10 protein-coding genes and 5 tRNA genes are annotated in these 12,034 nt (G+C 26.8%); 9 read left to right on the forward strand and 6 right to left on the reverse strand.

The genetic code is table 11. The features are described 5' to 3' along the window. Window positions 1-64: 64 nt before the first annotated feature. From IX46_RS02010 to gshA, 3 genes are all read left to right on the forward strand, one after another. Window positions 65-154: transfer RNA gene (locus tag IX46_RS02010), tRNA-Ser, on the forward strand. Window positions 155-164: 10 nt separating this feature from the next. Then, a tRNA-Arg gene (locus IX46_RS02015) sits at window positions 165-238 on the forward strand. Window positions 239-316: 78 nt separating this feature from the next. Further along, window positions 317-1,849, forward strand: a complete 1,533-nt coding sequence (gene gshA, locus IX46_RS02020) for a glutamate--cysteine ligase (RefSeq protein WP_053940345.1) — start codon at window positions 317-319, stop codon at window positions 1,847-1,849. Window positions 1,850-1,967: 118 nt separating this feature from the next. Here gshA and metK read toward each other — a convergent pair whose 3' ends face one another. Further along, on the reverse strand, window positions 1,968-3,107 hold the full coding sequence (metK, locus tag IX46_RS02025) for a methionine adenosyltransferase (protein ID WP_053940346.1): 1,140 nt from the start codon (window positions 3,105-3,107) through the stop codon (window positions 1,968-1,970). Between the two features lie 199 nt (window positions 3,108-3,306). Here metK and IX46_RS02030 point away from each other — a divergent pair, with 199 nt between their 5' ends. After that, the gene (locus IX46_RS02030; RefSeq protein ID WP_053940347.1) at window positions 3,307-4,017 is read left to right on the forward strand and encodes an endonuclease; all 711 of its coding nucleotides are present in this window, start codon (window positions 3,307-3,309) and stop codon (window positions 4,015-4,017) included. Window positions 4,018-4,036: 19 nt separating this feature from the next. Next, a complete protein-coding gene (locus IX46_RS02035) occupies window positions 4,037-4,780 on the forward strand; it encodes a 16S rRNA (uracil(1498)-N(3))-methyltransferase (protein ID WP_053940348.1) in 744 nt (247 codons plus the stop codon). Between the two features lie 64 nt (window positions 4,781-4,844). Here the strand turns inward: IX46_RS02035 and rpiA are convergent, their stop codons facing one another. The 4 genes from rpiA to IX46_RS02055 all read right to left on the reverse strand — a co-directional run bounded on the left by rpiA (window position 4,845) and on the right by IX46_RS02055 (window position 5,938). Then, the gene (gene rpiA, locus IX46_RS02040) at window positions 4,845-5,507 is read right to left on the reverse strand and encodes a ribose-5-phosphate isomerase RpiA (protein ID WP_053940349.1); all 663 of its coding nucleotides are present in this window, start codon (window positions 5,505-5,507) and stop codon (window positions 4,845-4,847) included. Between the two features lie 152 nt (window positions 5,508-5,659). Beyond that, window positions 5,660-5,734, reverse strand: a tRNA-Gln gene (locus tag IX46_RS02045). A 26-nt stretch (window positions 5,735-5,760) separates the two neighbouring features. Then, a tRNA-Leu gene (locus tag IX46_RS02050) sits at window positions 5,761-5,842 on the reverse strand. Between the two features lie 22 nt (window positions 5,843-5,864). Then, window positions 5,865-5,938 (reverse strand) — tRNA-Met (locus tag IX46_RS02055). A 171-nt stretch (window positions 5,939-6,109) separates the two neighbouring features. On the opposite strand from IX46_RS02055, the gene glnS reads away from it, so the two are divergent. The 4 genes from glnS to queE all read left to right on the forward strand — a co-directional run bounded on the left by glnS (window position 6,110) and on the right by queE (window position 11,655). After that, window positions 6,110-7,816: a glutamine--tRNA ligase gene (gene glnS / locus IX46_RS02060; protein WP_053940350.1), complete on the forward strand. Its 1,707-nt coding sequence runs from the start codon at window positions 6,110-6,112 to the stop codon at window positions 7,814-7,816. A gap of 121 nt (window positions 7,817-7,937) precedes the next feature. Next, window positions 7,938-9,602: a CTP synthase gene (locus IX46_RS02065; protein ID WP_053940351.1), complete on the forward strand. Its 1,665-nt coding sequence runs from the start codon at window positions 7,938-7,940 to the stop codon at window positions 9,600-9,602. Next, window positions 9,595-10,908, forward strand: coding sequence for a phosphopyruvate hydratase (gene eno, locus IX46_RS02070; protein WP_053940352.1), 1,314 nt, complete (start codon window positions 9,595-9,597; stop codon window positions 10,906-10,908). Before IX46_RS02065 ends, eno begins: the two co-directional genes overlap by 8 nt. Before the next feature lie 93 nt (window positions 10,909-11,001). Further along, a complete protein-coding gene (gene queE, locus IX46_RS02075; RefSeq protein ID WP_053940353.1) occupies window positions 11,002-11,655 on the forward strand; it encodes a 7-carboxy-7-deazaguanine synthase QueE in 654 nt (217 codons plus the stop codon). Window positions 11,656-11,667: 12 nt separating this feature from the next. Here the strand turns inward: queE and queD are convergent, their stop codons facing one another. Further along, complete coding sequence (gene queD, locus IX46_RS02080) at window positions 11,668-12,033, reverse strand: 6-carboxytetrahydropterin synthase QueD (protein WP_203224801.1); 366 nt, start codon at window positions 12,031-12,033, stop codon at window positions 11,668-11,670. Window position 12,034: the final 1 nt, after the last annotated feature.

Consider the following 12,034-nt stretch of genomic DNA (forward strand, 5'->3'; position numbering starts at 1 on the left):
TATTTGTTTTAAAAAAAAAATTGACTTATAATTAAAAAAAAGTAAAATTAAAGTAATAAAAATAGGTGAAATGGCCGAGTGGTTTAAGGCGCTCCCCTGCTAAGGGAGTATGCAGAAAAACTCTGCATCGAGGGTTCAAATCCCTCTTTCACCGATATAAAATTGCATCCGTAGCTCAGTTGGATAGAGTACTCGGCTACGAACCGAGCGGTCGGAGGTTCGAATCCTTCCGGATGCAAAAATCTAACCAAGAATTTATTATCCTTGATAAAAATTTTTTTAAAAACAATTAAAAATTTAAACTTAGGAGAAAAAGTTGATAGAGGATATCTCAAAAGAAATTACTTGGCTAGAAAAACACTCATCAATACTAAAAAACATTTATCGAGGTATTGAAAGAGAAACTCTAAGAATCAAAGAAAATGGAGATTTTTCAAATACTCCACATCCATATCAAATTGGTTCTCCATTAACACATCAATGGATCACAACTGATTTTTCTGAAAACTTATTAGAATTTATTACACCAAAAACTAATAATATAAATTACTTATTAAATTTTTTAAAAAATCTTCATTCTTTTGTAGCGCGTAAAAACCCAACAGAGTTAATGTGGCCATTTAGCATTCCATACAACTATAGAAAATCAACAAATATTCAAATAGCGCAATATGGAACATCTAATTATGGCGCATTTAAGAGCCTATATAGAAAAGGTTTAAAAATAAGATATGGTGATTTAAAAAATACTATCACAGGAATACATTATAATTTTTCACTTCCAAAAACGTTTTGGAAAAAAACAAAAAAAAATGAAATAGATAATATTTCATCAGGTTATTTAAATTTAATCCGTAACTACTATAGATTTGGGTGGATTATTCCATACTTATTCGGATCATCACCTGCAATATCGAAGTATTTCTCAAAAAATGAAAATTATGAATTCCAGAGAAATAAAGAAGGTATATTATACTTACCTTGGTCTACTTCATTGCGAATAAGTGATATAGGGTATACAAGTACTTCTATTGAGAATTTAAATATCACATTTAATGATTTAGAATCATATATTAAATGTTTAAAAAAAGCTATGTATACCCCATCTAAAAAATTTTCTAATTTAGGCTTAACAGATAAATTTGGACAATTACAACAATTAAATACTAATATATTGCAATTAGAAAACGAACTATATACACAAATTAGACCAAAAATAAAAACTAATTATGGAGAATCACTGTTAGATGCTCTAAAAAATAGAGGAATTGAATATGTAGAAATACGTTCTTTAGATATAAATCCATTTTCATCTATTGGAATTAATAAAAACCAAATACTTTTGTTAGATTTATTTTTAATTTGGTGTTCTTTAGTAAACGCTCCTAAAATAAAAAAAACAGATTTTTATTTTATTATAGAAAACTGGAAAAAAACTGTTTTTGAAGGAAGAAAACCAAACCAAAAAATTTATATTAATGAAAATAAACAGTATAAATTAATGCAAATTGGAAAAAGAATATTTCAAGATTTAAAAAAAATTGCTATTATCCTCGATAATCAATTAAACGATTCAGAATATCAAAAAGTATGTGATAAAAAAATACTTTTCTTTGAATACCCAGAATTAACTTATTCAGCAAAATTTTTAAAATTATTCATTCAAAATAAAAAAATCAAACAAATAGGATTAAATTTAGCTCATAAATATCACCATAAATTTATACATCAATATTTTTATAATTCATATAATAAAATTTTAGAAAATGAAACTATTAAATCACATAAAAAACAAACACAAATAGAAAAAAACGAAACTTTATCTCTACAAGATTACTTACACAGATGAGTTTCTCCCATGCTAAAGCAACATGGGAAATTATTAACAATTTAATTATCCATGTCAGCAATAAGATATTTAAAGAAAGTGTTTTTCTAAAAATAACATATTAAATATTATAAAATTTTTATTGAGATAATTCATCTACTTTGTCTAATCTTTCCCATGGAAACTCCTCTCTTCCAAAATGCCCATACACAGATGTGTTAAGGTAAATAGGTTGAAGCAAACCAAGCATTTCAATTAACCCATATGGACGTAAATCAAAAATATCTCGAACTAAATTAATTAATGCTGTATTACTAATTTTACCAGTTCTAAATGTTTCAATCATAATAGAAGTAGGTTCTGCTATTCCAATAGCATATGACAATTGAATTTCGCAACGATCAGCTAAACCTGCTGCAACAATATTTTTAGCTACATATCTAGCAGCATATGCCGCAGATCGATCTACTTTAGATGGATCTTTTCCAGAAAAAGCTCCGCCTCCGTGTCTAGACATTCCGCCATAAGTATCTACAATAATTTTACGACCTGTTAAACCACAATCACCCATTGGACCTCCAATCACAAATCTTCCAGTGGGATTAATAAAAAATTTAGTATCTTTTGTTAACCATTTTTTTGGCAAAACTGGTTTAATAATTTCTTCCATAACAGCTTCTCTTAAAACATTTTGATCAATACTTTCTTTATGCTGAGTAGAAAAAACAACTGTATCAATTCCAATTACATTTCCATTCTTGTATTTAAATGTTACTTGGCTTTTAGCATCAGGTCTTAACCAAGATAAAATATTTTTTTTTCTTAATTCAGATTGTTTTTTAACTAATAAATGCGCGTAAGTAATTGGAGCTGGCATTAAAACTTCAGTTTCATTAGTAGCATATCCGAAAATAATACCTTGGTCTCCAGCTCCCTGTTTTAAAGGATCAGATCGATCAACTCCTTGATTAATATCAGGTGATTGTTTGCCTATAGCACTCAATATAGCGCAAGAATTAGCATCAAAACCTGTTTCTGAATTTATATATCCAATGTTGTGAATGGTATTTCGAGTAATTTCCTCAACGTCTACCCAAGCAGTAGTAGTAATTTCACCTCCAATTAAAACCATTCCTGTTTTAACATAAGTTTCACAAGCAACTCTTGCTTTTATATCTTGTTTAATAATTTCATCTAATAAAGCATCAGAAATTTGATCTGCAATTTTATCTGGATGACCTTCTGAAACTGATTCCGATGTAAAAAGATATTCATTCATTATATTTTATATTCCTTTTAATTAAATAATTTATTAAAATTAGAAAAATATCTAATTTATTATTTTTAAAGAAAAACACTTTTTTTTAAAACATATGATAATATATATTTTAAATGTTTTTATCAGAAACAACACTCAAATAAAATATTCTTAAAATTAAAAATAAACAATAACAATTCAATATGATTTTTAATATAAAATGATTAAAAAAATATTTCTTACTTTACTTAGTTGCTGCTTGTTTTTTATTTTTGTTAAAAAAAGCGAAATAAAAAGAAGTAATATAAAAAATTTTCAGCAAGCTAAAATTTTAGCAATTAAAGTACATAAAAATGCTCCTGGAACATTTTATTGTGGATGTAAAATTATTTGGAGCAAAAAAAAAGGGACTCCTAATTTGTCATCATGCGGATATAAAATTCGTAAAAATGTAAATCGAGCAACAAGAATCGAATGGGAACATGTTGTTCCAGCATGGCAATTCGGACATCAACAAAAATGTTGGAAAAAAGGAGGCAGGAAAAAATGCATCAAAAGTCAAAATTATCGAAATATTGAATTTGATTTACATAATTTACAGCCTTCTATTGGAGAAATTAATGCAGATCGTTCTAATTTTATGTATAGTGAATTAAATAGTCAAATAAAGCAATATGGAAAATGCAGTATGAAAATAGATTTCAAAAAAAAATTAGTAGAACCACCTAAAATAGCTCGAGGAGCAATAGCTAGAACTTATTTTTATATGAGTGAAATATATAACATTAAATTATCTATCAAAGAAAAAAAATTGTTTAAAAAATGGAATCATAATTTTCCGGTTACTAAATGGGAATGTATTAGAGAAAATTTAATATTTCATATACAAGGTAATCACAATAATTATGTTTATAAACAGTGTCATAAATGAAAAGTGAATATTTTACAAGATGAAAAATCGAATCCCACGTATTTATATTGATAAAAATGTAAAAACTCATGAAAAAATAATTTTAAACTTAGCTAATACACATTATATAACAAACGTTTTACGAATGAATATTGAAGAAAAATTAGAAGTATTTAATAATACAAATTATGTTTTTTTATCAAAAATTATTGAAATTAAAAAAAAAATAGCAACTATTATAGTTCTAAATAAAGAAAAAAAAAATATCGAATCTCCCTTATCAATTCATCTTGGATTAGCTGTTTCAAAAAATGAAAAAATGAATTTTGCTATTCAAAAATGCATTGAATTAGGTGTGAATACAATTACTCCAATATTTTCAAAACATTGCAACATTCATAGAAACAAAAAAAACATTTTAAAAAAAATGCTTTATTGGAAAAATATCATCGTATCTGCATGTCAACAATGTAAACGAAATATTATCCCGAAAATTAATAATGTAGAAGATATTAATTTTTGGATGATACAATCAAATAAAAATGAAACAAAAATTGTTTTAAACCCAAAATCTTCAATTACTCTTAATCAATTACCTAAACAAAATAGTTGTATTCGATTATTAGTGGGTTGTGAAGGTGGACTTTCATCTTTAGAAATGCAAACAGTAATTAAACACGAGTTTATTCCAATTAAATTAGGACCAAGAATTTTAAGAACAGAAACAGCTGCAATTGCAGCAGTTACTGCTTTACAAATGAAATTTGGTGATTTATTAATTTAATCACATAAAAATAAATTCTAATAAAAATACTGATTGAATAGTAAAACATTTGTATTTAAAAAATCTATTTTTCTATAATTTTTACACTATTTTTAGTTCCCATTAATATTGTATCAGCTCCTCTTAGAGCAAATAAACCAACAGTTACTACTCCTGGTAATATACTAATTTTCTGTTCTATAGCAATAGGATCAGAAATACTTAAATTATGTATATCCAAAATTATATTACCATGTTCCGTAACGACATTTTTTCTAATTTTAGGTTTTCCGCCTAATTTAGTTATTTCGTTTTCAATAAATGACGAAGCCACAGGAATAATTTCAATAGGTAATGGAAAAGACCCTAATATATTTACTTTTTTTGTTTCATCTATAATGCAGACAAACTTTTTAGCAATAGCAGCAATAATTTTTTCTTTAGTTAGCGCTGCCCCTCCACCTTTGATCATTTGCATATTATTGTTTATTTCATCAGCACTATCAATATAGATATCTAATGAATGAAAGTTATTTAAACGTAAAATATTATTGATTCCTCTATTTTTTAATAAGATTGTTGAAGCATTTGAGCTAGATACAACTCCTGATATTAAATGTTTCATTGTGCTTAAAGCTTCAATAAAATAAAATACAGTACTTCCTGTGCCTATTCCAACGACAGCACCAGGAGAAATATAATCTAATGCAGCCCATGCTGCTTTTTTTTTAGATTCATTTAAATTCATAATATAAAACCTATTTTATTTTATATAAATATTCTACAATAGAAATATAAAATTTTAATATAAAAAATATAATAGTACTATATAAAACAAAAAAGTTTATATGTTATTTTTTAAAATTATTTTTTTGGAATATTCAAAAAAAACAGATCAGATGGCTGGGGTACCTGGATTCGAACCAGGGATGCCGGTATCAAAAACCGGTGCCTTAACCACTTGGCTATACCCCAAAATCAAATAAGGAGAATATAAAATATACGGGAGGCGAGATTTGAACTCGCAAACCTTTCGGCGCCAGAACCTAAATCTGGTGCGTCTACCTATTTCGCCACTCCCGCATAAAATTGTAATTATTTATACTGGCTACGACGGGATTTGAACCCATGACCCCAGCGTTATGAGTGCTGTGCTCTAACCAACTGAGCTACGTAGCCGAATTAAATAAAAATAATTGATTTTAACATTTTGAAATAATTATTTTTTTTATTTTATAATAAATCAAGTAGATTATCAATATAATTAATTAATTTATTAATATGTTAAGTTAAATGATATTAATGAAAAATTTATAAATATATTTTAAACCAATTAAATTGCAGGAAAAAATGAAAGATAAAACTAGTGAATATAGTAATAACTTTATTTATAACATCATTAAAGAAGATTTAAAAAAAAATAAATTTTTGTCATTACGTACTCGTTTTCCTCCAGAACCGAATGGCTATCTTCATATTGGACATGCTAAATCAATATGTTTGAACTTTGAACTTGCAAATTTATATAATGGATACTGCAATCTTCGTTTTGATGATACTAACCCTAGAAAAGAAAACATTAAATATATTAATTCTATTAAGAATGATATTAAATGGTTAGGCTATAAATGGAACAAAAAAATTTTTTATTCTTCTGAATACTTCTCGAAATTATATCACTATGCACAAGAGCTTATTAAAAAAAAATTAGCTTATGTAGATCAGTTAACAAAAGATCAAATTCGTGAATACAGAGGAACATTAATTAATTCTGGAAAAAATAGTCCCTATAGAAATCGAGATATTGAAGAAAATTTAGAATTATTTAAAAAAATGAAACAAGGATACTTTAATGAAGGTGAAATGTGTTTACGTGCTAAAATTGATATGAGTTCTCCATATATTATTATGCGCGATCCTGTTCTGTATCGAATTATGTACATAAAACATCATCAAACAAAAAATCAATGGTGTATTTATCCCATGTACGATTTCGCGCATTGTATTTCAGATTCAATAGAAGGTATCACACACTCTTTTTGTACATTGGAATTTCAAGATAATAAATGCTTGTATAATTGGATCTTAAAAAATACTAGTGTTTCTCACTATCCGAAGCAATATGAGTTTTCTCGGTTAAATTTAAAACATTCAATTTTATCGAAAAGAAAAATTAAAATACTTATTGAAAAAAACATAATTGATAGCTGGGATGACCCCAGAATACAAACTATTTCTGGGTTGAGAAGAAAAGGATATACACCGTCTTCTATTCGAAATTTTTGTAAAAAAATTGGCGTCACTAAACAAAATAATTTAATAGAATTTTCTATGTTAGAATATTGTATTAGAAGTGAGTTAGATACTAAATCTATACGCACAATGGCTGTTTTAGATCCAATAAAATTATATTTGTATAATATTGATGATAATTATAAAGAAATTTTTACCGTTCCAAATCATCCAAAAAAACCAGAGCTAGGTACTCATAAAGTTATTTTTACTAATACAATATATATTGAAAGAGAAGATTTTAAAGAAAAATATGAAAAAAATTATAAAAGATTAAAAATTGGCGCAGAAATACGTTTAAGATACGCATATATAATCAAAGCAGAAAAAATAGAAAAAGATATATATGGAAATATTACACAAATAATATGCTCTTGTGATCTTACAACGTTAGGAAAAAAACCAACTAATCGAAAAAACCCAGCAGTAATTCACTGGATTTCAATACAAAATTCATATGCATCTGAATTTAGATTGTATGAGAAATTATTTAATATAGATAACCCAGAACAAGAAAAAAATTTTTTGTCTTTTGTCAATCCTAAATCAATAATTGTCAAACACGGTTTTATTGAAAAACAGATGAATGAAAAAATACAAAAAGAAATACACGATATTAAATCACAAAACAAAAATTTATTTTTCCAATTCGAAAGAGTTGGATATTTTTGTATAGATTTAGTTGATTCAAAAAAAAATAAATTAATTTTTAATAGAACTGTGAGCTTACGAGATACATGGAATAAAAAAAATAAAAACAATTAACATAATTTTTGAAAATTATATATGATTAATTAATAAAATAATTTTATTTTTCATAACAATTCAATTAAAGATTTTAATCTTTAAATTACTTTCTATTTTAACTAATATTTTTATATTTAGCATGACTAAAAACTATATTTTCATTACCGGTGGAGTTGTTTCATCTTTAGGAAAGGGTATTGCAGCAGCTTCTTTAGGAGCTATACTAGAAGCAAGAGATCTGAAAATAACGATTATGAAATTAGATCCGTATATTAATGTTGACCCAGGAACCATGAGTCCTATTCAACATGGGGAGGTATTTGTTACTGAAGATGGAGCCGAAACCGATTTAGATTTAGGACATTATGAGAGATTTATTCGAACAAAGATGACGTATTTAAATAGCTTTACTACAGGTAGTATTTATTCTGAAGTATTAAAAAAAGAAAGACGAGGAGATTATTTAGGAGCAACTATTCAAGTGATACCTCATATTACTAATGCTATCAAAGAAAGAATTGTTTTATGCGCCAAGAACAGCGATGTTATACTTGTAGAAATAGGAGGCACAGTAGGAGATATTGAATCTTTACCATTTTTGGAAGCAATTCGTCAAATCGCAGTAGATATTGGTAGAAAAAATGTAATTTATATACACTTAACGCTAGTGCCTTATATTAAAACAGCTGGGGAAATTAAAACTAAACCTACACAACATTCCGTGAAAGAATTGCTATCTATCGGAATACAACCTGACATTTTAATTTGTAGATCTCAAAAAGACATACCAATAAATGAGAGAAAAAAAATAGCTCTTTTTTGCAACGTACCGGTTGATGCAGTAATATCATTAAAAGATGTGCATTCAATATATACCATACCAACATTATTAAAAGACCAAAAATTAGATAACTATATATGTAAATATTTTAAATTAAACGTACCTGAAGCTAATTTAAAAGAATGGGAAAAAGTGATCTATGAAGAAAAAAACTCTAACAACACAATTATTATTGGTATAATTGGGAAATATGTTAAATTACCTGATGCATATAAATCTGTGATAGAAGCACTAAAGCATGCTGGTTTAAAAAATAAAATTAAAGTGAATATAAAATTAATTAACTCTCAAGAAATAGAAGAGAAAAACTTTCAATATTTAAAAAATCTTAATGGTATCTTAATACCTGGTGGTTTTGGAGACCGAGGCGTAATAGGTAAATTATTATCAGTACAGTATGCTCGAGAAAATAATATTCCATATTTTGGGATATGTTTAGGGATGCAAATAGCAATTATAGAATTTGCACAAAATGTAATAGGAATTAAAGGCGCAAATTCTACAGAATTTGATCCTAAATGTAAATTCCCTGTAATTGATTTAATTAAAGAAAAAAACAATAATATAAAATACATTATTAACCATAGAAAAAGACATAATTCTAATTTAGGCGGAACCATGAGACTAGGAAGTCAGCCTTGTAAATTAACTTTTAATAGTTTATCTCGAAAATTATACAAAAAAGATATCATTATAGAACGACATCGTCACCGTTATGAGGTAAATAATATTTTATTAAAAAAAATCGAAAAATTTGGGCTAAAAATTACAGGTAGATCAGAAAATAATAACGTTGTTGAAATCATAGAAATATCTAATCACCCATGGTTCCTTGGTTGTCAATTTCACCCTGAATTCACTTCTACACCACGTGATGGACACCCATTGTTTATAGGATTTATAAAATCAGCAGAAAAATATAAAAATCAAAATAAAAAATACATGAAGGTAAAAAATGTCTAAAATAAAAAATATAATAGGTCGCGAAATTTTAGATTCTCGAGGTCATCCTACAGTAGAGGCTGAAGTGTATCTTGAAAAAGGTTCAGTAGGATTAGCATCTGTACCTTCTGGTGCTTCTACTGGATCTTTAGAAGCTTTGGAATTACGTGATCAAGATAAAAATCGTTTTATGGGAAAAGGCGTACTGAAAGCAGTTGAATTTATTAATAATGATATTAGAAATGCTTTGATCAATAAAAATGCTTATGATCAAGATAATATTGATCAAATTATGATTGATCTTGATGGTACTAAAAACAAGTCTAAACTAGGTTCTAATTCCATTTTATCCGTATCCTTAGCTGTAGCAAAAGCAGCTGCGTCTTCTAAAAAAATACCTTTATATCAGCATATAGCAGAATTAAATAATTCGACCGGTATATACTCAATGCCACTGCCAATGATTAATATTATTAATGGTGGAAAGCACGCAAATAATAATATTGATCTTCAAGAATTTATGATACAACCTATTAGTGCAAAATCCATAAAAGAAGCAATACGTATCGGAGCAGAAATATTTCATGCATTAGGTAATTTACTTAGAGATAAAAATATTAGTACTACAGTAGGTGATGAAGGTGGATATGCTCCTAATTTAAAATCTAATGAAGCAGCTTTAAATATAATCCAAGAAGCAATACATAGAACCAAATATAAATTAGGAAAGGATATTACATTAGCAATAGATTGCGCCGCTTCTGAATTATATAATATAAATGATAAAAAATATCAATTTAAAGGAGAGCAATTAAAATTTAATTCCATTGAATTAACTCATTATTTAGAAAAATTATGCAAAAAATATCCTATTGTTTCGATCGAAGATGGTCAAAATGAATCTGATTGGGAAGGATTTTTGTATCAAACTAAAATATTAGGAAATACTATACAATTAGTAGGAGATGATTTATTTGCTACAAACGTAAAACTTTTAAAAAAAGGGATTAAAAAAGGCATCGGAAATGCTATTTTAATAAAATTAAATCAAATTGGTACATTAACTGAAACAATTCAAACTATAAAAATAGCAAAAAAATTTCACTATAGTACTATTATTTCTCATCGTTCTGGTGAAACTGAAGATGCTACAATAGCAGATTTAGCAGTAGGAACAGCATCTGGACAAATTAAAACAGGATCTATGTGCCGTTCTGATAGAACATCAAAATATAATCAACTAATAAGAATTGAAGAAAATTTAGGTGTAGAAAAAGCTCCTTTTTATGGCTTAAAAGAAGTTAAATCATCTTTTACAAAATTATAATTTTAACAGAGAATCAGGTATGTATAAATATGCGTATACCTGCTTCTCGTTTACCAGTTACAATTTAATCATTAATTTACGAGTATAAATACTATGTATTATCCAATTAACGAAATTTTTCAAACTATACAAGGGGAAGGACAATATACTGGTATACCATCCATTTTTATTAGATTACAAGGTTGTCCAGTACATTGTTCTTGGTGCGATACCAAATATACCTGGATTTGTAATCAAAAAGACAACGTGTCTATAAATGAGATAATAAATAAAAACCAATCTAATAAAAAATGGAGTTTTATACATGTCAAGGATATTTTAAAAATTTTAAAAAAATGGACTGCTAAACATGTTGTAATTAGCGGAGGTGAGCCATGCTTATATGATCTCTTAAAAATAACAAAAAAATTAGAAAAAAAAGATTATCAATGTCAAATAGAAACTAGTGGGATAAAAAATATTATATGCTCTTTAGATACTTGGATTACTCTTTCTCCTAAAAAAAATATCAATCCATTATATGCGTCTATAATACGCTCGAATGAAATAAAATTTCCTATTTGTAAAAAAAAAGATTTATTATATGTATATAATATTTTATCAACAATAAAAGATAAAAAAAAACGCATTATTTGTTTGCAACCTGTCAGTCAAAACAAACAAGCGTTAAAAATATGTATAGAAGCATGCATAAAAAACAATTGGAAACTATCAGTACAATTACACAAATATATTGAAATTCAATAAATTTGCATAATTTTAAAATCCTTTATAAATACAACCAGATGTACATGTTTCTTTAATTATAACAGCGCTTAAAATAAATAAATTTGGTTTCAATCGATCCCAAATCCATTTTGCTAAAATTTCACTTGTAGGATTTTCTAATCCTTTGATGTCATTAAGTAAATAATGATCTAACTTATCATAAATAGGTTGAAATAATATCGTAATATCACGATAATCAATTATCCAACCTTTATCTTTATCAATTGTACCTTGCAATTTTAATCTGACGAAAAAAGAATGACCATGCAATCTTCTACATTTATGTTCTTTAGGAAGATTTGGCAAATAATGCGCAGCTTCAAATTGAAAATCTTTAAATATAGTCGTATTTATCATA

Source organism: Buchnera aphidicola (Aphis glycines) (assembly GCF_001280225.1).
Taxonomy (GTDB): Bacteria; Pseudomonadota; Gammaproteobacteria; order Enterobacterales; family Enterobacteriaceae; genus Buchnera; species Buchnera aphidicola_E.